Raw genomic sequence first — 23615 nt, 5'->3', positions numbered from 1 at the left:
GCGATCGGGGGCGGTAATGACCGTTGACAGCGGTTACGCGGACATCTTCGGACCACAGGTGCCGCGTACCGGCGACGAGGGACAGACGGCGACCTTCGCGCTGGCCTCGGCGGCCTACCGGGACAACCCGGTGGCCGACATCAAGAAGGCCGACAACGAATGGCACCAGACGGCCGTCAACGAGGGCCGCAAGTGGGCGACGATCTTCCGCCCCAACCTCGGTGAGGCATTCTCCGGAGCCCTGGTGTCCCGGATGCTCGGCCCCGGACGCAAGCCGCTCATCCAGTCGTTCGGCACCGAACCGCAGGCGGTCGTCGAGCACGCCCTGGCGGCCAACAACATCCGCCGCGCGCGGGACAACAGGCTGTCCATGATCATGGTGCTGTGCGGCCTGCTCTTCCTGCCCGGGCTCATCGTCTGGCTGCTGGTCTTCCAGCTGCGCAGCCTGGTCGACAAGCGCACCCAGGCGAACAAGAGGGCGGGCGCGATCGCCACCACCCTCCTCGTCGCCGTCGGCGCGGTCGCCGTGATCTTCCTGATCAAGATGCCCTTCCACGGCTTCTGGTCCTGGTACGCACGCGCGTGCGTCGTCCTCCCCGTGGTCGGCTGGCTGTGGGCCAAGCAGGTCTGCGAGAACACCGCGAAGGATCTGCGCGGCCGCTGGGACAGCCTGCTGTCGGGCAGCAGCGTCGGCGCCAAGGTCCCGGAGGCGGTGCCGACCAGCCCCGGCGAGACCCAGGCCGAGCAGCTCCGCCAGTCCCTGGCCAAGCTCAGCGCCGAGCAGCAGTCCAACTCGATCTTCTACGCCGGCCCCAAGGGCATCCTCGGCATGGGCACCCGCTGGGGCAGCTGGCAGCTCGCCGAGGACCTGATCGCGCGCGACGCCGACCGGGAGATCCACCCCTTCCGCAGCTGGGACGTCATCCGCAACATCCACGACGACCTGCGCATGCTGGAGCGGAACACGATCAACACCGGCGGCTTCCCCAAGGCGTCCATACGCCACTGGGTCGTCACGCCGATCGGCGAGGGCGCCAAGGCGGTGTCCCGGCCCGAGGGCACGGACGTGGACGCGTACCAGGTCAAGTCGCACGCGATACAGGACATCTGCAACAAGCAGCAGTTCGGCGCCGGCGACCGCCACTACCTGGGGGTCCAATGGACGCTCTGGGAAGGGCAGTTGGTCATCACGATGATGATCACGGTCACCGTGCTCCACAAGACGCTGCGCATCGAGATCACCGGTCACGCCCTGGGTCCCGTGAACTCCCTGTTCACCGGCAAGCCCGAGGCCCCGTCGAAGGACGTCCAGAAGACCCTCAAGCCGTGGGAGACCCGCAAGGTCAAGCTCCCGCTCGTCCCCGCCGACGAGGTCGTACGCCTCGCGGTCCGCGCCCCGATCACCTGGTACCCGCCGCTGCTGAACTGGCTCGGCGGTTCCATATCCCTGCCCGAGCCGTTCGGCCTGCGGCACGCCTGGGCCGACCAGCCCTGGCGCCACCGCTTCATGGCGGACGACGCGTTGCGCGCCGCGACCCCGGTCCTGCGCGTGGTGCACGCCGCGGCGATCCGCGTCCTCGACGAGAACGGGGTCAACACGGACAAGTTCAGCAACCGCTCGTCGGTCCTCAGCGGGGGCGTGCAGGAGGTGTCACCGAGGAAGGCCGACGTCTACGACGCGTAGGCCTCCGGCGGTTGAGCGGGTCACGTGTGGGTGAGTGGGGGGTGCGGTAACTGGGGGCTGCCGCCCCCAGACCCCCGCTTCGGCCTGGACGGCCTCGTCCTCAAACGCCGGACGGGCTGGGTGATGCCGGCCACGCGTCCGCGAGCATCTTCCGTGTGTCCGCGAGGAGTTGGGGCAGTACCTTCGTGTGGCCGACCACCGGCATGAAGTTCGTGTCGCCGCCCCAGCGCGGGACGATGTGCTGGTGGAGGTGGGCGGCGATGCCCGCGCCCGCCACGCTCCCCTGGTTCATGCCGATGTTGAACCCGTGGGCGCCGGACGCGGTGCGCAGGGCCGTCATCGCCTGCTTGGTGAGCGCCGCCAGCTCCACGGTCTCCGCGTCCGTCAGGTCGGTGTAGTCCGCGACGTGACGGTAGGGCACGACCATCAGATGGCCGCCGTTGTACGGGTACAGATTGAGCACCCCGTACACCAGCTCACCGCGCCTGACGATCAGCCCGTCCTCGTCCGATTTCGCCGGAATCGAGCAGAAGGGGCAACCGTCGTCGGCACCGGGGCCGGTCGGCTTGTTCTCGCCCTGGATGTAGGCCATCCGGTGGGGCGTCCAGAGGCGTTGGAACGCGTCCGGCGTGCCCACTCCGATCTGCTGCTCCGGCTCACTCGTCATGCAAGTCAGCATATGGCTTCGCTCGTTCGCGGCGTGTCGCCGGGGTTGCGCGAAGGGCACCCGCCGCCAAGCTGGACCGATGGACGACGACAGCCGCAAGGCCCGCTGGGAGCGCCGCACCGAAATTCCGCTCGCCGTGGCGTCGATGGTGTACCTCGCCGCGTACGCGGTCCGCATCCTGGCCCACGGTCTGTCCGGCGACTGGCAGGACCTCTGCCTCGCCGTGCTGTTCGCCGCGTGGGCGCTCTTCGCCGTCGACTACGCGGTCCGCTGGCGCCTCAGCGGCCAGCGCCTGCGCTTCGTCCGCACCCACTGGCTGGACACCCTCGTACTGCTCCTGCCCCTGCTGCGCCCGCTGCGGGTCGTCAAGTTCTACGAGGCCGTACTACGGCGGCGCGGAGAGCCCCGGCTCGCGCTGCACGCGCGCGTGATCGTCTACGCCGGCCTGTCCACCGTCCTGCTCGGCTTCGCGGGCGCCCTCTCGGTCTACCAGGAGGAACACACGGCACCCGGGGCGACGATAAAGACCTTCGGCGACGCCGTCTGGTGGACCTGCGCCACCTTCGCGACCGTCGGCTACGGCGACGTCGCGCCGATCACTCCGCTGGGCCGCCTGATCGCCGTAGGAATGATGGCCATCGGCCTGGCCCTCCTGGGCGCGGTCACCGGAACCTTCGCCTCCTGGCTGCTCCAGGTCTTCGCGAGGGAGGACGACGAGAGGCCCCCGGGGGTCTGAACTCCCCGAGGGCCTCTCAAAAACTACGGACTCAGACCTGCGCCCTGTCCGCCACGACCTGCTCGATCTTCGCGATCGCGTCGTCGAACGCGATGCCGTTCTCCTGCGAGCCGTCGCGGTAACGGAAGGACACCGTACCGCCGTTCATGTCCTCGTCGCCGACGATGACCATGAAGGGGACCTTCTGCTTCTGCGCGTTGCGGATCTTCTTCTGCATCCGGTCGGAGGACGAGTCGACCTCGACGCGCAGCCCCTTCTTCTTCGCCGCCACGGCGAACTTCTCCAGGTACTCGACGTGCCCGTCGCCGATCGGAATCCCGACCGCCTGCACCGGCGCCAGCCACGCCGGGAACGCACCCGCGTAGTGCTCGAGCAGCACCGCGAAGAACCGCTCGATGGAACCGAACAGCGCCCGGTGGATCATGACCGGCCGCTGCTTGGACCCGTCAGGACCGGTGTACTCCAGGTCGAAGCGCTCCGGCAGGTTGAAGTCCAGCTGGACCGTGGACATCTGCCAGGTCCGGCCGATCGCGTCCTTCGTCTGGACGGAGATCTTCGGGCCGTAGAACGCGGCGCCACCCGGGTCGGGAACGAGCGGCAGCCCCTGCTTCTCGGCGACCTGGCGCAGCGTCTCCGTGGCCTCTTCCCAGACCTCGTCCGAGCCGACGAACTTCTCCGGGTCCTTGGTCGACAGCTCCAGGTAGAAGTCCGTCAGGCCGTAGTCCCGCAGCAGGTTGAGGACGAAGGTGAGCGTCTTGTCGAGCTCGTCGGCCATCTGCTCGCGCGTGCAGTAGATGTGCGCGTCGTCCTGCGTGAAGCCGCGCGCGCGGGTCAGACCGTGCACGACGCCGGACTTCTCGTACCGGTACACGGTCCCGAACTCGAAGAGGCGCAGCGGCAGTTCACGGTACGAGCGGCCGCGTGCGTCGAAGATCAGGTTGTGCATCGGGCAGTTCATGGGCTTGAGGTAGTAGTCCACGCCCTCGTCGAGCTGCATGGGCGGGTACATGCCGTCGGCGTACCAGTCCAGGTGCCCGGACGTCTCGAAGAGCTTCCCCTTCGTCGCGTGCGGGGTGTAGACGAACTCGTAGCCCTCCTCCTCGTGACGGCGGCGCGAGTAGTCCTCCATCACACGGCGGACGACGCCGCCCTTGGGGTGGAAGACGGCGAGGCCCGAGCCGATCTGCTCCGGGATGGAGAACAGGTCCAGCTCGCTGCCCAGCTTGCGGTGGTCGCGCTTCTCGGCCTCGACCAGGAAGTCGAGGTGCGCCTTCAGCTCCTCCTTGGAGGGCCACGCGGTGCCGTAGATGCGCTGGAGCATGGGGTTCTTCTCGCTGCCGCGCCAGTAGGCGGCCGCGTTGCGCATCAGCTTGAACGCCGGGATGTTGCGCGTGGTGGGCAGGTGCGGGCCTCGGCAGAGGTCCTTCCAGCACAGGTCCCCGGTCTTGGCGTCGAGGTTGTCGTAGATCGTCAGCTCGCCGCCGCCGACCTCGACGTCCGCGCCGTCGTCGGTCGAGGCGGAGCCCTTGATGCCGATGAGTTCGAGCTTGTACGGCTCGTTCGCCAGCTCCTCGCGGGCGTCCTCGTCGGACACGACGCGGCGGGAGAACCTCTGCCCGCGCTTCTGGATCTCCTGCATCTTCTTCTCGATGGCCTTGAGATCCTCGGGCGTGAACGGCCGCTCGACGTCGAAGTCGTAGTAGAAGCCGTCCTTGACCGGCGGCCCGATGCCGAGCTTCGCCTCGGGGAACAGCTCCTGCACGGCCTGTGCCATGACGTGCGCGGTGGAGTGGCGCAGGATGTTGAGGCCGTCGGCGGAGGAGATCTCGACGCCCTCGACCTCGTCCCCCTCGGAGACGACGTACGCGAGGTCCTTGAGCTCTCCGGCCACGCGCGCGGCGATGATCGAGCGCTCGCCGGCGAAGAGCTCGGCGGCCGTCGTGCCCGTCGTCACCGTGCGCTCTTCCCGCTCGGAATCGCGTTGGATGATCACACGGACGTCTGACACCGGTCTCTCCTGACTGCAGGGTGGATGCGGCGCCATACCGTGAGCGCGCGCAATAGGGGATCGTACCGACCCTAAGGGGCCCACCGCGAAACGGTCGCCCCCACTCCCCTGGCTCAGTCCTCCCCGCTGCACGCCTCCTCGAAGAAGTCGAGGTTCTCCTGGAGGGACTTCAGCAGCCGGTCGCGCTCCGCCTCGTCCACCTGCACGGGTACGACCCCGGAGGCGCCGGTCAGCCGCCGGAAGCCGCCCCGGCTCTCCAGCCGACCGTGCACCCGCACCGGCAGCCCGACCAGATGCGCGTGCCCGGCTATGCGATACGACTCCTCGTCCAAGGTCATCCGGACGTGCCCGACCTCCGCGCCGGCGATCACCTGCATCCGTACCGTGCCCTCGCCGCGCGGCCCGGACCGGCGCATCCGCACCACCGAGCCGGTGATGCGGACGGGCATGGAGGGTTCCTCGCGCAGGTAACGGGCCCCGGCCGCGCGCAGCACGGGCAGATCGCCGGGCGAGAACTCGACGGCCTCGGCGGGCGCCGAACAGCCCTCGGGGACGCCAGCGCCGGGCGCCCATTCGACGGCGATCCGGGCCCCCTCCGTACCGCGTACGAGGGCGACGACGGCTTCGGTCAACTCCCGGCTGACGCCCGCCTCGACGGCCCCGTCGAAGGCGTCCATGCCGCCGGTGGCCCGCTCGTAGTCGATGGCCTCGCGGGTTGCGTACAGGGCTTGGTGGAGGCGTACGGCGAGGGCGCGCCCGGTGTCGACCGGGACGAACGCGGTGAGTTGGCGGCCGCCGGGTGCGGAGCCGACGAGGACGTGTTCCAGCGATGCTGCGGCGGGGCGGCGGTGGCGGGCGCCGTAGTAACCGGCACGCGCGCGGGTGGCGAGTGCGGCGGCGAGCAGCATCTGGCGGGCGGCGGCGCGGAGTTGCTCCTCGACCGTCCAGGACGCGGCGCCCGCCGGTCCGGTCGGGATGTCGCGCCACCAGCGGATCTCGTCGCTCGGTACGGCGAGGCCGACAAGGACCTCGCGGGCGGAGGGGGTGTTGCTGCGGGCGAGCGCGATGAGCGCCTCGCCGAGGAGGTCGTCGCTGTCGGGGAAGGCCCGGCTCTCGGGGACCAGCAGGCTGGTCCCCGAGCCGCCGGGCCCGGGTGGGGTCCAGCGGCCGTACCGTCCGGCGGCGCCGCCGCGCCGTTGCCAGCCGTGCCGGCGCAGCAGGGCGCCGAGGACGGCGGGGTCGACCTCGTCGGGTTGGGGAGCGCGGTCCCAGGACGCGTCGGCCTGGTCCTCGGGATGGGGTCGTACCGTCCGCAGGTGTTCCTCGACCGAGCGGTGCCTCATGGCCTGCCTCCCGTCCCGACCCGCGTCATGATCTCGCACAGCGCCCGGTCGTCGAAGATGCGCGAGGTCGGTATGCGCACGGTGGTCCGGGTCCTGCCGGTGATCGCGTGACCGGCGAGGTTGACCCAGTAGCAGCAGTGCCGCAGATCGAGCCGGTCGTGGCTGGCGCGCAGCCAGTCGTCCTGGGAACGCGGGACGAGCATCACGACGAGGATCTTGTGCACCGAGACCGGTGTGCGGGCGAGCTTGCGCAGATGGTCGTTGTCGAGCGTGAAGGAGAAGGAACGTCCCGGCGGATTCGGCGGAATCTGGTAAGTGCACTTGAGCTGCACTTTTATCGTGACCTCGTCGTCCACCGTGTGCCCGGGCGAGCCGTGACTGACGTGCCAGTCGATGCCGTTGTCCGGAAAGGGCTGGGACAGCGAGCAGCCGGCCGCGGCGGCGACGGCGTGCAGATAGCCCACCTGCAAAGTCTCCATGCAGGCGGTGGTGGCGAGCGATCCGCGATGGGGTGCCGTCCGTTCGGGCAGCAGCCCGCCCCGCTCGGGCTGCGCTATCACCATGGCCAACAGCCTTCCAAGTTCAGGTGAATTGTGGTGCAGAATGCCTGCTCCGGGTCGCTGAACTGCAAAGACCCGCACTCCTGTTGTGTCCTTCCGGCGTACGGCGCAAACAGCCCGGGTATCACCAAACTGGCAGAAGACGGTGCGTCAGCTGCCGTGGGTGAACGAGGAGTTGTGTACGTATGACGTGCTGGTACGAGGGCCCGTTGGCCGCGTTCGACACGGAGACCACGGGCGTGGATGTGGAGACCGACCGGATCGTGTCGGCCGCGATCGTCGTCCAGGACGCCCCCGGCACCCGGCCCCGGGTGGCCCGGTGGCTGGTGAACCCGGGGGTGCCGGTGCCCGCCGGGGCGACGGCGATCCATGGACTGACGGATGAGCATCTTCAGCGCAACGGCCGCTGGCCCGCGCCGGTGATGCACGAGATAGCCGACGAGCTGGCCGAACAGGCCGCGATGGGACGCCCGTTGGTGGTCATGAACGCACCGTTCGACCTGACCCTGCTGGACCGCGAACTGCGCCGCCACCGCGCGTGCTCACTGGACCAGTGGTTCGAGTCGACGCCCCTGCGGGTCCTGGACCCCCGGGTCCTGGACAAACACCTGGACCGCTACCGCAAGGGCCGCCGCACCCTCACCGACCTGTGCGCGCACTACGGCGTCGAGTTGGAGGGCGCGCACGACGCGGGCGCGGACGCGCTGGCCTCCCTGGAGGTGGTCCGCGCCCTGGGCCGCCGCTTCACGACCCGGCTGGAGCGACTGTCGCCCGCCGAACTGCACACCCTGCAGTCGACCTGGCACGCGGCCCAAGCCCGCGGCCTCCAGGCGTGGTTCGCGCGCAGCGGCACCCCGGAGTCGGTGGACCAGTCGTGGCCGCTGCGCCCGGAGCTGGACGCCGCGGCCTGACCGGACGGGGCGCCGGATTCGGCGCCCCGCACGTCACCAGGAGCCGCCGCCTCCACCACCGGCGCCGCCACCGACTCCGCCGCCGGAGGAACCGCCGCCGCCCGAACTCCCGCCACCGGAACCGGAACCCGGGCCGGCCGCGGAGAGGACGACGGCCGCGAGCAGCACACCGCCGAGGTCGAACGACGAACTCCGTCCCACTCTCGGTGCCGAGGCCGAAGCGCCGATGGCCTGTTCCCAGGCGGACTCGACCCCCAGGGCGACCGCCCATGCCGCGTAGCGATCCGCCTCCGCCCCGACGGGCAGGTCGTCGGGGCGGGCACTCGGGTCGGCCAAGTAGCGCCGGAACGCCTCGACTTGGAGCCACAGGGCGGTGCCGCGCGGGGTGCGCCGGTCCAACTCCCAGCCGCGGCCGATAACGGCGACACTGACACCCGCCGCGACGGCACCCACCAGCAGCACGGGAAGTCCGGCCGCGATACGCAGGCCGTTCAAAACACCACCGGTTGTCGCGAGGACGAACCCCAGGAGCACCAGGCCCAGTTGAACCATCGCCCGCTCACGGAGCCGCTTGGTGAGGGTCGTGTCCCACAGGCCACTCTCCCAGCGCCAGAGTTCCAGCTTCGCGGAAAGGTGCTCCCAGCCCTCCCCGAACCAGTGGTCGCGCGTCCCGAGAGTCATGCTGGTGCGAGTGGAGAGCATCTTGTCCAGTATGTCGCCGACCTCCCGGTCAACCGGCCGCCCGTCGATATCGCGCCGCCTCAGCACCGGGGCTTCATCGCTCCCCTCGATGGCAAGATGCCCGTCGGCCGCGGCGGTGAGCAGCCAGGCCACCTTGTGCTGGTCCTTGACCGTCTCGATGCGCAGGAGGCCGCCCTGGGCCGGGGTCAGGCCCTCGGGTGGCGTGGCGGACGGGGCGACCGACCGGGCGAGCCGCTCGATCTCGACCCGCCGCACCCGGCCGCCCTCCCCCGCCACCTGATCCCGCCCGAGGAACCGCAGCGTGCCCAGCGTCAGCGCGAGGCCCGCCAGCGCGACGGCGAGGAACAGCCCGCTGTTGTAGAGCGGTTGCGGAAGGGAGGTGCCAACGGCCTTGCCGCTGGGCGCCGTTGGCAGCGCAACCGGAGTCACGGCCTTGCTCTTGGCGGCGGTGGCGTACAGCGTGAGGCCTTCGTTGCCGCTGAGCTTGTCGAGCTTGACGACAAGGTGTCCCGGCTCGCTCTGCTGGGCCGTACAGGGCTTGCCGTGGTCCCAACTGCCGTGCCGGCAAAGGAGATCGGTGAATCCGTACGCGTCCACCACATGAATCTCCACGTTCGCCCGGTCGACCTTCCAACCGGTGCCGACCGCGTCCCAGGCAAGTTTGCGGCCCTTGACCACGTCAGGGAGCACGTACTGGATGCGATAGCGGTGCACTCCCCCGACCGTGCGGCCGGGGTCGCCCACCTTGAGCCGGTCGGCGAGGGTCCGCTCACCCTTCTCGTCCTGGTAGTAGTCGCCGTAGGTGTCCTCATAGGGGACCTTGTGGCCGTCCATGGTGACGTGCAGGTTGTCCGCGTCCTCGAAGGGCGAGCCCGGTACGTCGCGATAGATGCCGTGCGTGTCGCCCGAGTGCCCGAAGTCGTAGTCGATGACCTCGGTGATCCGGGCGCTCCCGTCGGCGCGGAGCTCGGCGCCGACCCACATCGAGGTGACCCGCTCCGTGTTCGAGAGCGCCTGTGCGCCGGCGGCGATCCCGCCGAACACCACCAGCACGACGACCATGACGATCAACGACCGAACTCGGCGCCGCCGCAGGGAAGTCACCTTCCCCCGTCTCCTTCTCCGCCTCTTGCCGTCCCCACCACTCATGACGCCCCCCTCAAGACGCACAGCGGACACAAAAGACGTGCCCGGGATACGAAAAAACCGGCCCGCTGATGCGGACCGGTTTTCCCCGGTGGGCGATACTGGGTTCGAACCAGTGACCTCTTCGGTGTGAACGAAGCGCTCTCCCACTGAGCTAATCGCCCGGGAACGGACTGAACAATACAGGCCCCCGCCGGTTTCCTTCAAACCGCTTCCGTCAGTCCGTGCCCAGGTACGTGAGGAGCCCGCGCCGTCCGGCCCGCATCATCAGCGCGTGGTTGAGGCGGAACACCGACCGCCCGAGTACGGCGAACCGCCTGAGCGACGGCCGGTTCAGGTCGACCTCCTGGTCGTAGCGGGCGAGCGTGCCGGAACCGTCGGCCGTGAGCGTCCAGCGTGCCCAGCCCTCCAGATCGCCGGTCATCGCGATCTCCAGCACCCCGGCGACCGGATCGCGCCGCACTTCGCGCGCGGTGAAGCTCAGGACGTACGGCAGGCTCGCGCGGATGCGGATGACGCCGGACGTGTCGTCGATGCGGTCGACCGCGCGCACCTGCGGCCACCAGCGGGGATAGTCCTCGGCCCGCTCCAGGACCGGGTACACGACGGCGGGCGGCACGGGCAGGGACCACCGGGCGCGGAAGCGGTAACGGTTCCAGTCCATGGCGGAAGTCTGCCCGGTCCCGGGCCCGTCTCCCGGCCACCAGGCGCGTTTGAGTACGCGTACTCATGTCGTACGACGTGACGGGCGCCACACTCCGAGTCATGACGCACATTCCGCCCCCGGCCGTGGAGCTGGGGATCCTGGACGCCGAGCTGCGCCAACTGGACACCCGCCGGGCCCAGTTGCTGCACCGGCGCGCCTGGCTGCTGACCGTGCTCCAGCAGGACCGGCCCGCACCCGTGCTGTCGCCGCCGCCCACCGCACCGCCCCGGCGGGAGGCCACCGCACCGAGCGTCCAGAACGTGCTGCTCCTGCTCGGCGCCACCCTGCTCACCCTCGCGGCGATCGCGTTCACGCTGGTCAGTTGGGGAAGCATGGGGATCGCGGGCCGGGCGCTGGTGCTCGGCGCGGTGACCCTGGCGACGCTCGGCGCACCGGTCGCACTGCTGCGTCGCGGCCTGCGTTCCACGGCCGAGTCGCTCGCGGGCCTCGGTCTCGCCCTGACGGTGCTGGACGCCTACGCGCTGCACGAGGTCGCGTTCCCGACCGGCGACGGCGTGACCTTCGCGGCAGCGGCGGCGACGGCACTGACGGCGGTATGGACCGCATACGGCATCGGACTCACGGCACTCCCGAGCCCGCCCAACTCCCGCACGGAACAGACGAAACAGGCCGGCGTCACACACCCGGCCGACGTCGCGGCGCACCCGAACCCGACCGGCCCCCGCCCTGACCCCGCCGGACTCGCGGCGCCGCCGAGCCCGCCCAACACCCGCGCGGACCGGCCCTCACCGACCCTTCTCCTCCCCCTCCCCGCCGCGCTCGCGATCGCCCAACTCCCCTTGCTCCTCTGGGCGATCGCGGCCGGCGGGGGCCCGCACACGATCACGGTCGCGATCCTGCTGACCGCCGTGATCGACATGGTTCTGGCGCTCCGGGTCTCCCCCAAGGCAGTTCGCCTCGTCGCCGCCGGCGGCGCGTACGCCATGGGCGGCTGGGGCGTGCTGGCGGCCGGCCAACTCTCCCTGGACGCGGCCGGTCCGGGCGCCGCCGCCCGTGCGGCGGCGCTCTTCGCCCTCGCCGCGGCGGGCGCGTTCGGCGCCGCGTGGCTCGCTTCGGACGCGGGACTCCGCACGCGTACGGCAGCGGCGGGCGGCCTGTTCGTGGTCGTCGCGCTCGGCGGAATGGTGCGTGCGACGGTGCCCGCCGACTGGACCGTTCCGGGATATCTGGCGTGTGGAATCGCCCTGTTGGCCCTCGTGCGGGGCCGGCTCCCCGAGCCCGTGCGCCACGGTCTCGGCTGGGCCTCCGGTGCCGTCCAGGCGGGCGCGGTGCTGTGGGCACTCCCGCTCGTCGGCGTCACGCTGCTCGGTCCGGGCGCCTGGCTGTCGCGCGTCTGGTCCGGAGCGCCGGACAACGCCCGTGACGCGGCGGCGACGGGCGCCTTCTGGCCGGCGCACCCGGCAGCAACTCCCTTGGTCCTCGCGGCGGTTGCGGCAGTCCTGGCCATGACGATGAGCAACCCCGAATGGCGCCCCCGGGCACGGACCGCCGCCCTCACCCTGACCTGGGCGACGGCCCTCACGATCCCGACCGCACTGCAACTGCCGTACACCATCGGCCTGTTGACGCAGGACCTCACGATCATCGCCCTGCTCGCCCTCACCCACCGCACCGCGACCGTCCTCGCCCTGGTCACCTCCCTCAGCCTGGCCGCCCTCTCCTTGGCCACAGAGCCCGCCACGCTCTCCGTACTCGCGTCGCTGACCGCCGTGTTCGCGGTGGCGGCCTGGCGCGGCCGACTCGCACCGGCGTCCGCCGCCGCGTCCCTCGGCTACGCCACGGTCCTCGCCTGCGCTACCGGCGCCGCCCTGAACTGGCAGCCGCAGCACATCGCGCTGCTGGCACTCGCCGTACCGGTGACCGCCGCGCTGCTCGCGCCGCGTATCAGCGACCCGTCCACCACCCTGGCCGTCGAGATCACGGGCGCCGTCGCGGCCCTGGTCGCGATCGGTCTCTCCACTCTCGAACTGCCCATGTTCGCACTGGTGTTGGCCCTGTGCGGAGTGATCGCGGCGGGCACCGCGGTACGACCCGACCGTCGCAACGTCGGCTATGCGGCCGCCGTCCTGTTCGTCCTGGCGACCTGGGTGCGGCTGTCCGCGTGGGACGTCGGCAGCCCCGAGGCGTACACCTTGCCGGTGACCGTCCCGGCGCTGCTCGTGGGCGCGTTGCGCAGGCGCCGCGATCCGGGCGTCTCGTCCTGGACGGCATACGGCCCCGGGCTCGCCGCCACGCTTGCCCCGAGCCTCCTCGCGGCCTGGTCCGACGCGCACTGGACGCGCCCCCTGCTCCTGGGCACGGCCGCACTGCTGGTCACCCTGATCGGCGCCCGGCACCGCCTCCAGGCACCGCTCACCCTCGGCGGCGCCACCCTCGTCCTGGACGCGCTGCACGAACTCGCCCCGTACCTCGCCCAGGTCGTCGGCGCCCTGCCCCGCTGGGCACCGCCCGCCCTCGCCGGACTCCTGCTGCTCGCACTCGGCGCGACATACGAGCAGCGGATCCGCGACGCCCGGCGAGTACGGGACGTCCTGGGAAGGATGAACTAGCCCTGCGCTAGGGCATCTTGTCGCCGAGCAGCGCCAAGTTCTCGATGGCGGCAAGGCCGTAGAGCGCGGTGTCGTTCGAGGACACCCAGGCGGCCTCGCTGCCGGGGACGAGCGTGACGGGGCCGGTCAGCGGCTCCGTCTTCCACGGGGACGACTCCATGTAGCCGTCGGAACTGTAGAACTTGGTCCACGCCCGCTTGGCGAGCGTCGCGTCGTCCAGTTGCACGGCGGCGTAGGCGTCGAGGCGTGAGTGGCCCTGGAAGAGCAGCAGGGTGCCGAAGTTGGAGCCGTAGCGTGCCGCCTGTTCCGTCTTGGAGGCGTTGAAGTAGCGGCAGTAATCCATGTACACCTCCTTGAACTTGGGCATGTCGACCAGGTAAATCAGCTCCGCGCAGAGCTCGTTGAGGCCGAACACGGCCGAGAGGTGCGAGACGGAGACGACGGGCGCGGAGGCGACGGCGAACTTGCCGGTGTCGAGGTCGTACAGCCCGCTCCCCTGCACAAATCCGTTGGGCTGGGCGGCGATTGTCTCCATGGTCGACAGGACGCGCGCCTTGGCCTTCTCCCACTTGGGCCCCTTGCGCTCCCACTCGGTCAGCCACGCCGACACCAACCCGCTCCAGTCCGTGCCGAATCCGATCGACAGGGCGTGCCGGTCGGGCGTGTACGGGGCGGTGCGGATCTTGCGGATCGGGTCGAGGACGAGGAACGTCTCGTCGGAGTCGACGTTGGCCGCCATGAGGTCACCGACGCGTTCGTCCGCGGTGAGGAAGTAGTAGTAGCGCCGGTAGGTGGTGTTGGCGATGCGCTGCTGCTTGGCGCTGTCGGCGTAGTGCTGGACGCCGTGCCGGGTGCCCAGGCCGGCCCATTGGCCGAGGTGGTAGACGTCGACCTCGCCGGTGTGCCGGGTGAGAGCCTCGGCGAAGCGGAAGATGTCCGAGCGCCCCGAGCGGATGTACGCGAACCAGAGCCAGATGTCGGGCGACAGCTCGGAGTTGTCCCACGCGTAGCCGCCGATGTCGTACCGCCACTGGTGGCGCACGGTGTCGTACGAGTGCATGAAGTCGCCGTAGTCCCAGAAGCCGTACCAACGGCGTTGCGCCACCTGGTCCTTGTAGTAGGTGATGAGGAAGTCGAGGTGGTCCTCGATCTTCGCCTTGGCGGTGGTGGAGCGGTCGGGCTCGGAGTAGAGGCCGGGGCCGAAGACCTTGGACTTGATCAACTGTGCGGGTGGGGCGGCTAGTTGCGGCAACACCCTTACGGCGTCCACCTGTTGGGCCAGGACCTCCGCCGAGGGCGTCGACTCGTTGGCCCAGAAGAGGAGTTCGGAAGTGCGGGCGATGCCGTACGGGCTGCCGAACTCGGGCTCGTAGTCCTCGTAGGTGATTTCGAGGCCTTCTAGCTGCTTGGCGTACGTGTCCTGGCCCATGCCGTCGTGGTAGAAGCGCAGGTCCATCGGCTGGGCCTCGGGCGACCAGAGCCAGAGGGTGACCTCGGCCTCGTCGGTGTGGGCGTCGCGGATGTCGAGCTGCGCGGGGAACTTGTCCCAGAAGTCCCGCAGCCCGAAGGAGAATCCGCCGCTCGCGCCACCGACGTATCCGAATCCGGAGGCGTGTCCGCCACCGCCGGCGGGGATCCAGCCGTAGCCCTTCGTGGTGCGCTTGCGCAGGGTGAAGCCGTCGGCGGAGAGCTGGGAGAGGGTGTAGTCGCCCCACTTGGGGATGTACTGGAGACGGCTCGTGACGCGTTGGTCCCAGGTGGACGGGTCGGCGAGCTTCTGCCCTGCGTACTGGGCCGCCTGGACGGTCGCGCCCGGGTCGCGGCGCAGGCCGGTGATGCCCTGAACTGCCTCCCGTAGTAGTCCAGTTCCTTCGCCGCCGATGCGGATGTGGCGGTCGTAGGCCGCGTCCCGCATCGGCACGGTGAAGCGAACGCCGAGCCCTCGGATGAAGTCTCCGCTCGCCTTGCCCGGTTCCACCGTGCCGTCGAAGGTGATCGTGTGCACCATGCGGAAGGAGTCGGCGCCCGCGTAGAAGTAGAGGCGGATCGAGAACGGCAGCCAACTCCGGCCGCCCTTGCGGTGTTTGCCGTCGATGCGGACCACCGCCCTTACCGGGCCGTCCTGTTCGACGGTGACCTCGCCGATCGTTCCGTCGAAGCGCTCGGTCTTCACCGCGCCCTGGTCCTCGTCCTCGATCTCGGGCTGCCGGATGAGGACGAGCCGGCCGTTCTTGGCGATCTCCGTCGAGCCCCGGGTGACCGACTTGATGAGGGTGGAGCCGTTCTTGCCGATCTTCGCGGTGATGACCCCGGTCGACACGCCGATGGTGCCGCCGCGCTTGTCGACGGTGACCTTCTTCTCGGGGGCGGCCGTGTCCCCGGCGGTGAGGGTGAGCTTGCCGGAGCCCGAACTCACCGCGTGGGCCGTCCACTTGAGTGATCCGTCGGGCCAGTAGGCGATCGGCCAGGACTGCACCGGCACGGCCGTACCCTCGGCGTCCGTCAGCGCGAAGGTCTGGTCCTCCTGGTAGGTGCCCATCGGCCACGGCACGCCGAGCGTCGAACCGGGCGCGGCACCGAGACCGCCGTCCTCCAGCCAGTCGAGGGTCACCGGGTCGCCGTCGGCCGCCGCGGCTCTGGGCGCGGCCTGGGCGTCCTTCGCCCCTAGCACCCAGCTGAACTGCGCGGCGGCTCCGGCGACGGCGGCCGCCTTGAGCAGGGACCTGCGGGGAATGGGAGACATGAGCTTTCCACCTTTCCTTTCCGTGCGGGAAGCTTTCTTCAAGTGCGTCTGGTCAGGGGCATGACAGATAGAGGTACGGCACTCCGAAAGCACCGACCTCGTGCAAGGCACCGCCCGCCCGTCAGCGGTGCCGGTACCGCTCCTCCACGGCGACGGCCGCCGCGGCGACGGCCCCGAGGACGGGGACCGCCAACGGTGCGATGAGCAGGGCGGAACAGCCGACGAGGACCAGCCCGCCGACGAGCAGGAAAGAACCGGCCGGGTCGAGGACCGTACGCCGACCGGCCTCGGCGAGCAGCGCCCGCCAGGTGTCCCCCGGCGCCCAGACCGCCGCCGCACGCATCCCGGCGACGACGACCCCGAGCAACGCGAACACCCCGACGGCGCCTGCGAGTTGCCCACCGGGCAGCCCGGCGCGCACGGCCTGGACGTCCACCCACACGACGGCCGCCGCGCCCCACCCGGCGACCCCGACGACCCACCCACCGCGCACCGCAGCCCGGAAGTCCGCGACGAACTCCCGCCAGCCACCGCCCACATGGCCGGTCCGGCGCCTCAAGTGCCGTGCCCCGGCGGCGAATGCGGCGGGGTAGGTGACAACTCCCGCCGACGCGACGGCGATCCACACCCCGGTGAGCAGACATTCGGCGAACACCCCGAACCGCTCGGCGAAGACCGACTCCCTGCGCGCCTTCACGCGTGCTTCGGCCACCGTCTCAGCCCTTCAGTCCGGAGGTCGCCATACCGTCGATCAGGTACCGCTGGAAGGCGAGGAAGAACAGCAGCACAGGCAGCAGCGCGACGAGGGACATGGCGATCATGCCGCCGTAGTTCGCGGCCACGCCGTCGGAGTCGCGGAACATCATCAGGCCCAGTGAAACGGTGTATTTTCCGGGCTCGTTGAGGTAGATCAGCGGGCCCATGAAGTCGTTCCAGGCGTTGATGAAGGTGAAGATCGCGCTGGTGATGAGCGCGGGTCGGCACAGCGGCAGCACGATCGACCAGTAGATCCGCAGGTGTCCGCAGCCGTCGAGCCGGGCGGCCTCGTCCAGTTCCTTCGGCAGGTTGCGCATGAACTGCACCATGAGGAAGACGAAGAAGGCCTCGGTCGCCAGGTACTTGCCGATGAGCAACGGGACGTAGGTGTTGACCAGTTGGAGGTGCTGGAACATCACGTACTGCGGGATCAGCAGCACGTTGTACGGCAGCAGGAGCGTGCCGATCATGAGGGAGAAGAGCAGGTTGCGTCCTGCGAACCGGATGCGCGCGAAGGCGTAGGCCGTCAAGGAGCAGGAGATGAGGATGCCGAGGACCGAACCGAGGGCGTAGAAAAGGGAGTTCTGGAAGAAGGTCCAGATCGAGATGTCGGCGATGCCCTTGGCCAGGCCGTTGAAGTTGGCGAGGATCGGGTGCCCGGGGAACAGTTGCAGGCTTCCGACGACATCCTTGCTCGGCTTGAACGAGGCGCCGATGACCCAGAGCACCGGGTAGAGGACGACGGCCAGGACAGCGAGCGCTCCGACGTGCCAGACGAGCGAGCCGGTGCGCTTGCGCCCCAGACCCGGGGACTTCGGGGCAGTCGTAGCACTCATCGGACGTCCTCCTCGTAGTGCACCCACTTCTTCTGCGACCAGAAGAGGACGGCCGTCACGAGCGCCACGGCGAGCAGCAGCATCCAGGCCATCGCGGACGCGAAGCCCATCTGGGCGTTCTTGAAGCCCTGTTGGTAGAGGTAACAGGTGTAGACGAGCGTGGCGTCGGCCGGTCCGCACTGGGTGTTGGAGACGACGTACGCCGAGCCGAAGATCTGGAAGGAGTGGATGGTCTCCAGCAGCACGTTGAAGAAGAGCACCGGGGAGATCATCGGCAGCGTGATGTTCCAGAACCGGCGGAAGGGTCCGGCCCCGTCCATCGCGGCGGCCTCGTACAGTTCCCTCGGTACCTGCTTGAGCCCGGCGAGGAAGATGACCATCGGGGCGCCGAACTGCCAGACGGTGAGGGCGACCAGGGAGTAGAGGATCCAGTCGGGGTCGCCGACCCAGCCGCCGACATGGGCGCCGAACAGCGACTGCGTACGGTCCACCACCGCGCCGTCGGAGAACAGGGACCGCCAGACGAAGCCGATCGAGACGCTCGCGCCGATGAGCGAGGGGGCGTAGAAGGCGGCCCGGTAGAGGGCCTGGCCGCGGCGGCTCTGGGCGAGCAGCATGGCGACGCCTAGGGCGAGGAGCAGTTTCAGCGGGGTGCCGATGATCACGTATTTCGCCGTCACCTCGACCGACTTCTGCCACCGGGGGTCGTCGAACATCCGGGTGAAGTTGTCGAAGCCGATCCACTTCGGGCTGTCGAAGAGGTTGTAGTCGGTGAACGCGAAGTAGAGCGAGGCGACCATGGGTCCCGCGGTCAGCAGCAGGAAGCCGGCGATCCACGGGGACATGAAGAGGTAGCCGGCGAGATTCTCCCGGCGCCCCCGCCGCTTCCGGTCGGCGGGGGCTGCGGGGCGGGTCGGCCGGGCGTCGGGCGGAGCGTCCTTGACGAGCGTCACGGCGGTTCCCATCAGGCGGAGAAGGCGGCCTGCGCCTCGGAGAAGAACTGCTTGACCGCGTCGGCGACCTTGGTCTTGCCCAGCGCCATGTCCCCGCCGATGCGCAGGAAGGCGGACTCGGCGGTGTCGGCGCCGGACGGGTGCGGGGTGATCGTCCCGAGGACACCGGCCTTGGCGGTGTCCACCTCGTACTGGGCGATTTCCTTCTGGACGGCGTCGGTCGGCTTGAACGCGTCGTACTGGTCGGTGGTCGCCAGGATGCCCCGGTCGTAGCCCATGATCTTGCCGACCGAGGGGTCGTGGACCATGAAGTCGATGAACTGGGCGACTTCCTTCGGGTGCTTGGTGTGCGCGGAGCCGCTGAGCATCAGGGAGGCGAGGTACTGGCCGGTGTCCTTGCCGTCGGTGGTGGGGATCGGCGCGAGGCCGTAGTCGCTGGTGCCCTCCGCCGTGTAGCGGACGGTGAAGTTGTCCCAGGTGAATTCCGAGGCGCCGTGGCCCGCCGAGAGCGAGGACTTGGGGGTGTCCTGGGCGACGACCTTCGGCGAGGTGACGATGCCGGCCTTCACCCGGCCGTACCCGTCCGTCCACCACTCCGTCAGATCTGACTCCTCGAATCCGAGCCCGTCCTTGGTGAAGAACGCCTTGCCGTTCTGCCGGAGGTAGAGGTCGTACAGGTACATGATGCTGAAGTAGCCCGTGTCTCCGGGGACTTGGGTCTTGTCGTGGATCGTCTTGAGGGCCTTGAAGTACTCGTCCCAGGTCCAGCCCGCCGTGGGGTCGACGCCCGCCTTCGCGTAGACCTTCTTGTCGATGACCAGCGCCATGGTGTTCGAACCGACCGGAATTCCGAGCTGTTTGCCGTCGACCTCGCCGACCTTCGTGACGCCGGCGCGGAAGTGATCGAGGCTCAGATTCCCCGCGTCGATCTGTGATCTGAGATCGAGCAGGACGCCTCTCTTGTCGTACTTCCGAAGAAATCCGACGGCGTTCTGGAATACGTCCGGCGGATTTCCGCCCGCGGCCTGCGTCTGGAACTTCTCCCAGAAAGAGGGATAGTCCTGAAAGTCCGTCTTCACCTTGATCTTCGGATACTTCTTCTGGAAGAGCGCGATGGACTGATTGATCTTTTTCGCCCGCTCCTCGGCACCCCACCACGAGTAACGGATCGTCACCGTCCCGTCCGCGGCGGTGCCGTCGTTCCCGCCGCACCCCGTCGCGGCCAGCCCCAGCGTGGCCGCCGAGACCCCCGCGACCTTCAGGACCGTACGCCTCTCCACATTCGTGCCGGTTCCCATGATGGGCCCTCCCCGTAGCATCGTTGCCACCTGCATGAATCGTTTCAAGTAAGCGCTTGCTGGCACAAGTTACGGAGGCCCTCGGGGTGCGTCAATGATTCGGACAGGAATTTCTTGTGGACCGGCTGAGCGCTACGAGGGCGCCGCCGGGCGCGTTGCGGGGGCGAGGGGACGGACGCCGCAGGTGAGGCGCGTGCGATCGGCCGGCCGAACAGGAAGCGGCCTGCCGCACTCCGTCGGCGACCGGCCGAAAAACGCCCGACCGGCGGGGAGTTGACCACGCGGCGTACGGGGCGGGAACGCCGACGGCCCGCCTGTGATCACAGGCGGGCCGTCGGTCCGGGTGGGCGATACTGGGTTCGAACCAGTGACCTCTTCGGTGTGAACGAAGCGCTCTCCCACTGAGCTAATCGCCCGGGCGCACGGAGAACATTACCCCATGTCAGCGGGTGCCCCGACCAGCGCGGGAAGGCCCCCGGAGGCCGTCAGCGGGTCACTGGTCCTTGATCTTCCAGGGCATCACGACGCCGAACTTCCAGACGTAGACGCCGACCAGGGCGATCACGATCACCAGGCCGATCGAGGTCAGGACGATGTTGCGACGGCGCACCTCGGGGTCGAGCGCGCGCTGTGCCGCCTCGGTGACCTTGCGTTTGGTCCAGCGGAGCACCAGCTGGGCCCAGACGAACTCGGTCGCCCAGATCGCCATGCCGCCGAAGATCACGACCCAGCCGGGTCCCGGCAGCGGCAGCATGATGATGCCGGCGACCACGACCGCGAGGCCGATGACGAAGACGCCGACCTGCCAGCTCAGATGCAGCGCACGGCGTGCCTTGATGAATTCCGGCGCCTTGGAACCGAGTCCTTGCCCGTCCTGCGCCCCGTCCGCCCTCTTCTCGTCGGCCGCCCCGTCGGACGCCACGACAACCTCACCCGGCTCGTCACTCCCCGTATTCATACGGACAAACCCTACCCGAGGGAAACCAGTCACCGGAATGGCCTCACGGAGCGATCGGGCTCTCGGCCGGAAGAGTTACGTAAAGGCACGCAAAACACTCAGAGGGGTTTACAACGGCACCGTAGGTGGCATGTCGATTTCGCCGACGTGCGAATCCCCGAGCGCACACTGAGCGAAAGGCCCTGGCGCTTATGAACACCACGGTCAGCTGCGAGCTGCACCTGCGCCTCGTTGTGTCGAGCGAGTCATCCCTGCCTGTCCCCGCAGGCCTGCGGTACGACACGGCCGACCCCTACGCCGTGCACGCCACCTTCCACACCGGAGCCGAGGAGACCGTCGAGTGGGTGTTCGCCCGCGACCTTCTCGCGGAGGGCCTCCACCGGCCCACCGGTACCGGCGACGTCCGAGTCTGGCCATCCCGTAGTCACGGTCAGGGCGTCGTCTGCATCGCACTGAGCTCTCCCGAGGGCGAAGCCCTGCTGGAGGCTCCCGCGCGGGCCCTGGAGTCCTTCCTGAAGCGGACGGACGCCGCCGTGCCACCCGGCACGGAACACCGGCACTTCGACCTGGATCAGGAGCTGTCGCACATCCTGGCGGAGAGCTAGCACGAGGTCCCACCAAGCCGCCCGGCGCCGTCCGAACTCGGGGAGACGGCTCGGGCTCAGACAACCGCATATGGCACACACCGGCGCCGTCGCCGCGATTCGTCGCGGGGGCGGCGCCGGTGCGCGTGCGGCCCGGTCGCGCGACTCTCCGTGATCCGGGGAACCGCGAGGGACGCGGTCCCGTTCTCAGAGACAGGGGGCCGCCCTCCGGGAAGCCACTACCATCGGCCAGCATCGGCGGGCGCCCGCCCGACCCCCCAGGCCAGGGAGCGAAACGTGCTGATCACCCACGACACCCGGTGTGCCCTCGACACCGTGGTCGATCTGGTGAACACCGCACCGGAGGACGCCGCGGCGCCGGACGGACTGCAGGATGTCGCGCTGCTCGCGGATTTCGTACGAAACCACGAGATCAGCGATGTCGGGGTGCTGTCGGAGTTCGATCTCTCCGCCGTGCGCAAGATCCGCGCCCGGTTCACCGCGGTCTTCTCGGCCCCGGACCCCCGGACCGCCGCCGGACTGATCAACGATCTGATCGCCGCCGCCGGCACCACACCCCGGCTCACGGACCACGACGGCTACGACTGGCATGTGCACTACTTCGCGCCCGGCGCCTCGGTCGCCGACCATCTCGCCGCCGACTGCGGGATGGCGCTCGCGTTCTTCGTGGTGGCCGGCGAGCAGGAGCGGCTGCGCCGCTGCGAGGCCCCCGACTGCCGGCGCGCCTTCGTCGACCTCTCCCGAAACCGCTCCCGCAGATACTGCGACAGCCGGACCTGCGGGAACCGGCTGCACGTGGCCGCGTACCGGGCACGGCGCAAGGAGGCGGCGGGCTGACGACCCGCGCCGGTCGCTCCACTCGCACAGGGATGAGGTCGCGGCCCCCGACGGGTGACGTCGGGGACCACGAGTACGGCTCACAGCATCAGCAGGTCGTGCAGCGAGGCCATGAGCAGCAGACACCCGATCACCGCTAGGAAGATCATCAGCGGTGGCTGGGAAAGGGCGAAAAGGCACCCGCGCGGCTCGTCCTTCGGCGGCGCGGCGTCGCTCTGTGTCGTGTCCAGCATCTCGCGGCGATGATGACGTAGCGAAGACCCCCGACGCGATCAACACGCCCGATAAGAGAGGGAGTTCGCCGAATTCCGTGTTGTCCGTTTCAGGTCGCGTCGAGTCCTGAACGCTTACCGGCGGACCCGGCTCACTCTGTGTCGTTTCAGTCCCGGTCCGGTCCGGTCGTCATATGCCGTGCTTCTTCAGGATGGCCTCGATGTCGCTGAAGTCGTCCCCGCCCTGCGCGCGCGGCGCTGCCGCCGGCCGGGTCGCCGGGCGCTTCGCCGGTCCCAGCGAGGGGGCGGAGGCCGCCGGAGCCACCGCGTCCGCCTGCCCGGAGTCACGGGCCGCCCTGCGCTCCTTGCGGGTGCCACCACGGCGGCGCTCCACCGCGCGGGTGCCCGTGAAGAGCAGCCACGCGCCGCCCAGCACCACGAAACCCGCCCACGCCGTAGGACTGAACGCGGTGTCGGCCGCCCAGCCGACGACACCGGTCATCACCAGGCCCACCGGCACCAGCGAATAGGCGGCGATACGCGCGGCGGAGAGAAAACGCTTGCGGTACGCCGTGACCGCCGCGATGCCCAGGCCGGCCGCGGAGACGGCGGAACAGACGGTCTCGGCAATCATCCGGTCCTCCAGGTAGATCCGTCGGGCAGGCTTCGACAGGGCAGGCTCGGGTCGGGCGTGCACTTCGTCCCTTCCATCCTGCACCGTCCGGTCCCCGGGAGGCCATGCCCCGGAAGGACATCAGGGACATCTCCGGGTCGCATCCTCCGCAGGTGCCGGTCGGCGTCGTACCGATGCGGCCCCCGGTCCCGGTTCGAGAGGCCGGGCCGGGGCTGGGAGACTGGTCCCATGAGTGACCTCCCCTCCGTGCGCACCCCCGTCCTCGACGTCTGGTGCGAGCTCCAGTGCCCGGACTGCGCCACCGCCCTGGACGATGTACGCGCCCTGCGGGCCCGCTACGGCGACCGGCTGGAGGTGCGGCTGCGGCACTTCCCTCTGGAGAAGCACAAGCACGCGTTCGCCGCCGCGCAGGCCGCCGAGGAGGCCGCGGAACAGGGGCGTGGCTGGGACTACGTCGAGGCCGTGCTCGGCCGGGTCGAGGAGCTGGACCGTGAGGGAGAACCCTTCCTGGTCGCGGTGGCCGCCGAACTCGGCCTGGACGCCGAGGAGTTCGACACCGCCCTGATCGACGGCCGGCACATCCTGATCGTCGACGCCGACCAGGCCGAGGGCAAGGCCATCGGCGTGACCGGCACCCCGACGTACGTCATCGGCGGCGAACGCCTCGACGGCGGCAAGAGCCAGGAAGGGCTGCGCGCCCGCGTCGAGGAGATCGCCGACCGGCTGCTCGCCGGGGGCGAGTGAGCCTCG

General features: G+C 69.6%; 21 protein-coding genes and 2 tRNA genes. 7 read left to right on the top strand and 16 right to left on the bottom strand.

Annotation, left to right across the window (positions count from 1 at the left end; translation table 11 throughout):
- Nucleotides 1–16: 16 nt before the first annotated feature.
- Nucleotides 17–1684, top strand: coding sequence for a hypothetical protein (locus ACIBK4_RS35195; protein WP_399001402.1), 1668 nt, complete (start codon nt 17–19; stop codon nt 1682–1684).
- Between the two features lie 100 nt (nt 1685–1784).
- Here the strand turns inward: ACIBK4_RS35195 and ACIBK4_RS35190 are convergent, their stop codons facing one another.
- A complete protein-coding gene (locus ACIBK4_RS35190) occupies nt 1785–2351 on the bottom strand; it encodes an HIT family protein (RefSeq protein ID WP_399001400.1) in 567 nt (188 codons plus the stop codon).
- Between the two features lie 79 nt (nt 2352–2430).
- Here ACIBK4_RS35190 and ACIBK4_RS35185 point away from each other — a divergent pair, with 79 nt between their 5' ends.
- Nucleotides 2431–3087: a potassium channel family protein gene (locus tag ACIBK4_RS35185; protein WP_399001398.1), complete on the top strand. Its 657-nt coding sequence runs from the start codon at nt 2431–2433 to the stop codon at nt 3085–3087.
- Nucleotides 3088–3118: 31 nt separating this feature from the next.
- Here ACIBK4_RS35185 and thrS read toward each other — a convergent pair whose 3' ends face one another.
- The 3 genes from thrS to ACIBK4_RS35170 form a co-directional block, all read right to left on the bottom strand.
- Entirely contained in the window at nt 3119–5095 is a 1977-nt protein-coding gene (gene thrS, locus ACIBK4_RS35180; protein WP_399001396.1) for a threonine--tRNA ligase, read from the bottom strand.
- Nucleotides 5096–5208: 113 nt separating this feature from the next.
- On the bottom strand, nt 5209–6438 hold the full coding sequence (locus ACIBK4_RS35175) for a hypothetical protein (RefSeq protein ID WP_399001394.1): 1230 nt from the start codon (nt 6436–6438) through the stop codon (nt 5209–5211).
- Complete coding sequence (locus ACIBK4_RS35170; protein ID WP_200689140.1) at nt 6435–7001, bottom strand: DUF4365 domain-containing protein; 567 nt, start codon at nt 6999–7001, stop codon at nt 6435–6437. Before ACIBK4_RS35170 ends, ACIBK4_RS35175 begins: the two co-directional genes overlap by 4 nt.
- A 182-nt stretch (nt 7002–7183) precedes the next feature.
- Between ACIBK4_RS35170 and ACIBK4_RS35165 the strand changes: the two genes are divergently transcribed.
- On the top strand, nt 7184–7909 hold the full coding sequence (locus ACIBK4_RS35165; RefSeq protein WP_366434259.1) for a 3'-5' exonuclease: 726 nt from the start codon (nt 7184–7186) through the stop codon (nt 7907–7909).
- 33 nt (nt 7910–7942) lie between these two features.
- Here ACIBK4_RS35165 and ACIBK4_RS35160 read toward each other — a convergent pair whose 3' ends face one another.
- From ACIBK4_RS35160 to ACIBK4_RS35150, 3 genes are all read right to left on the bottom strand, one after another.
- Complete coding sequence (locus tag ACIBK4_RS35160) at nt 7943–9715, bottom strand: DUF2207 family protein (protein ID WP_399001391.1); 1773 nt, start codon at nt 9713–9715, stop codon at nt 7943–7945.
- Nucleotides 9716–9849: 134 nt separating this feature from the next.
- Nucleotides 9850–9921, bottom strand: a tRNA-Val gene (locus ACIBK4_RS35155).
- A gap of 53 nt (nt 9922–9974) precedes the next feature.
- A complete protein-coding gene (locus ACIBK4_RS35150) occupies nt 9975–10421 on the bottom strand; it encodes an SRPBCC family protein (RefSeq protein ID WP_399001389.1) in 447 nt (148 codons plus the stop codon).
- 65 nt (nt 10422–10486) lie between these two features.
- Here ACIBK4_RS35150 and ACIBK4_RS35145 point away from each other — a divergent pair, with 65 nt between their 5' ends.
- Complete coding sequence (locus ACIBK4_RS35145; RefSeq protein ID WP_399001387.1) at nt 10487–13033, top strand: SCO7613 C-terminal domain-containing membrane protein; 2547 nt, start codon at nt 10487–10489, stop codon at nt 13031–13033.
- A 7-nt stretch (nt 13034–13040) separates the two neighbouring features.
- On the opposite strand, the gene ACIBK4_RS35140 is transcribed toward ACIBK4_RS35145, so the two are convergent.
- The 7 genes from ACIBK4_RS35140 to ACIBK4_RS35110 all read right to left on the bottom strand — a co-directional run bounded on the left by ACIBK4_RS35140 (nt 13041) and on the right by ACIBK4_RS35110 (nt 20577).
- Nucleotides 13041–15776 (bottom strand): Tat pathway signal sequence domain protein, encoded by a 2736-nt coding sequence (locus tag ACIBK4_RS35140; RefSeq protein ID WP_399001385.1) that lies wholly within the window; start codon nt 15774–15776, stop codon nt 13041–13043.
- Nucleotides 15777–15897: 121 nt separating this feature from the next.
- Nucleotides 15898–16488, bottom strand: a complete 591-nt coding sequence (locus ACIBK4_RS35135; RefSeq protein WP_399001383.1) for a hypothetical protein — start codon at nt 16486–16488, stop codon at nt 15898–15900.
- Nucleotides 16489–16492: 4 nt separating this feature from the next.
- A complete protein-coding gene (locus ACIBK4_RS35130) occupies nt 16493–17368 on the bottom strand; it encodes a carbohydrate ABC transporter permease (RefSeq protein WP_399001381.1) in 876 nt (291 codons plus the stop codon).
- Complete coding sequence (locus ACIBK4_RS35125) at nt 17365–18333, bottom strand: carbohydrate ABC transporter permease (RefSeq protein WP_399001379.1); 969 nt, start codon at nt 18331–18333, stop codon at nt 17365–17367. Before ACIBK4_RS35125 ends, ACIBK4_RS35130 begins: the two co-directional genes overlap by 4 nt.
- Nucleotides 18333–19619, bottom strand: coding sequence for an ABC transporter substrate-binding protein (locus tag ACIBK4_RS35120; protein WP_399001377.1), 1287 nt, complete (start codon nt 19617–19619; stop codon nt 18333–18335). Before ACIBK4_RS35120 ends, ACIBK4_RS35125 begins: the two co-directional genes overlap by 1 nt.
- Before the next feature lie 344 nt (nt 19620–19963).
- A tRNA-Val gene (locus tag ACIBK4_RS35115) sits at nt 19964–20035 on the bottom strand.
- Nucleotides 20036–20112: 77 nt separating this feature from the next.
- A complete protein-coding gene (locus tag ACIBK4_RS35110) occupies nt 20113–20577 on the bottom strand; it encodes a TIGR02611 family protein (RefSeq protein WP_399001375.1) in 465 nt (154 codons plus the stop codon).
- Between the two features lie 191 nt (nt 20578–20768).
- Here ACIBK4_RS35110 and ACIBK4_RS35105 point away from each other — a divergent pair, with 191 nt between their 5' ends.
- Together ACIBK4_RS35105 and ACIBK4_RS35100 are read left to right on the top strand one after the other, a co-directional pair.
- Nucleotides 20769–21182 (top strand): SsgA family sporulation/cell division regulator, encoded by a 414-nt coding sequence (locus ACIBK4_RS35105; RefSeq protein ID WP_004002642.1) that lies wholly within the window; start codon nt 20769–20771, stop codon nt 21180–21182.
- 276 nt (nt 21183–21458) lie between these two features.
- Nucleotides 21459–22019 (top strand): CGNR zinc finger domain-containing protein, encoded by a 561-nt coding sequence (locus ACIBK4_RS35100; protein ID WP_399001373.1) that lies wholly within the window; start codon nt 21459–21461, stop codon nt 22017–22019.
- Nucleotides 22020–22099: 80 nt separating this feature from the next.
- Here ACIBK4_RS35100 and ACIBK4_RS35095 read toward each other — a convergent pair whose 3' ends face one another.
- Nucleotides 22100–22252, bottom strand: a complete 153-nt coding sequence (locus ACIBK4_RS35095) for a hypothetical protein (RefSeq protein WP_019059824.1) — start codon at nt 22250–22252, stop codon at nt 22100–22102.
- 169 nt (nt 22253–22421) lie between these two features.
- Nucleotides 22422–22865: a hypothetical protein gene (locus tag ACIBK4_RS35090; RefSeq protein WP_399001371.1), complete on the bottom strand. Its 444-nt coding sequence runs from the start codon at nt 22863–22865 to the stop codon at nt 22422–22424.
- 228 nt (nt 22866–23093) lie between these two features.
- Between ACIBK4_RS35090 and ACIBK4_RS35085 the strand changes: the two genes are divergently transcribed.
- On the top strand, nt 23094–23609 hold the full coding sequence (locus tag ACIBK4_RS35085) for a DsbA family protein (protein WP_399001369.1): 516 nt from the start codon (nt 23094–23096) through the stop codon (nt 23607–23609).
- Nucleotides 23610–23615 lie beyond the last annotated feature (6 nt).

Origin of the sequence: Streptomyces sp. NPDC050528, from assembly GCF_044457795.1 — a bacterium.
Classification (GTDB): Bacteria; Actinomycetota; Actinomycetes; order Streptomycetales; family Streptomycetaceae; genus Streptomyces.
The sequence above is the reverse complement of the archived record's forward strand: the minus strand, read 5'-3'. Positions and strand labels throughout refer to the sequence as shown.

What these genes read in the sequence shown, in the direction of transcription:
- ACIBK4_RS35195 (WP_399001402.1), top strand. Translation starts at nt 17, where the DNA reads ATGACCGTTGACAGCGGTTACGCGGACATCTTCGGACCACAGGTGCCG.
- ACIBK4_RS35190 (WP_399001400.1), bottom strand. Translation starts at nt 2,351, where the DNA reads ATGACGAGTGAGCCGGAGCAGCAGATCGGAGTGGGCACGCCGGACGCG.
- ACIBK4_RS35185 (WP_399001398.1), top strand. Translation starts at nt 2,431, where the DNA reads ATGGACGACGACAGCCGCAAGGCCCGCTGGGAGCGCCGCACCGAAATT.
- ACIBK4_RS35175 (WP_399001394.1), bottom strand. Translation starts at nt 6,438, where the DNA reads ATGAGGCACCGCTCGGTCGAGGAACACCTGCGGACGGTACGACCCCAT.
- ACIBK4_RS35170 (WP_200689140.1), bottom strand. Translation starts at nt 7,001, where the DNA reads ATGGTGATAGCGCAGCCCGAGCGGGGCGGGCTGCTGCCCGAACGGACG.
- ACIBK4_RS35165 (WP_366434259.1), top strand. Translation starts at nt 7,184, where the DNA reads ATGACGTGCTGGTACGAGGGCCCGTTGGCCGCGTTCGACACGGAGACC.
- ACIBK4_RS35150 (WP_399001389.1), bottom strand. Translation starts at nt 10,421, where the DNA reads ATGGACTGGAACCGTTACCGCTTCCGCGCCCGGTGGTCCCTGCCCGTG.
- ACIBK4_RS35145 (WP_399001387.1), top strand. Translation starts at nt 10,487, where the DNA reads ATGTCGTACGACGTGACGGGCGCCACACTCCGAGTCATGACGCACATT.
- ACIBK4_RS35140 (WP_399001385.1), bottom strand. Translation starts at nt 15,776, where the DNA reads ATGTCTCCCATTCCCCGCAGGTCCCTGCTCAAGGCGGCCGCCGTCGCC.
- ACIBK4_RS35130 (WP_399001381.1), bottom strand. Translation starts at nt 17,368, where the DNA reads ATGAGTGCTACGACTGCCCCGAAGTCCCCGGGTCTGGGGCGCAAGCGC.
- ACIBK4_RS35125 (WP_399001379.1), bottom strand. Translation starts at nt 18,333, where the DNA reads ATGGGAACCGCCGTGACGCTCGTCAAGGACGCTCCGCCCGACGCCCGG.
- ACIBK4_RS35120 (WP_399001377.1), bottom strand. Translation starts at nt 19,619, where the DNA reads ATGGGAACCGGCACGAATGTGGAGAGGCGTACGGTCCTGAAGGTCGCG.
- ACIBK4_RS35110 (WP_399001375.1), bottom strand. Translation starts at nt 20,577, where the DNA reads ATGAATACGGGGAGTGACGAGCCGGGTGAGGTTGTCGTGGCGTCCGAC.
- ACIBK4_RS35105 (WP_004002642.1), top strand. Translation starts at nt 20,769, where the DNA reads ATGAACACCACGGTCAGCTGCGAGCTGCACCTGCGCCTCGTTGTGTCG.
- ACIBK4_RS35095 (WP_019059824.1), bottom strand. Translation starts at nt 22,252, where the DNA reads ATGCTGGACACGACACAGAGCGACGCCGCGCCGCCGAAGGACGAGCCG.
- ACIBK4_RS35090 (WP_399001371.1), bottom strand. Translation starts at nt 22,865, where the DNA reads ATGATTGCCGAGACCGTCTGTTCCGCCGTCTCCGCGGCCGGCCTGGGC.
- ACIBK4_RS35085 (WP_399001369.1), top strand. Translation starts at nt 23,094, where the DNA reads ATGAGTGACCTCCCCTCCGTGCGCACCCCCGTCCTCGACGTCTGGTGC.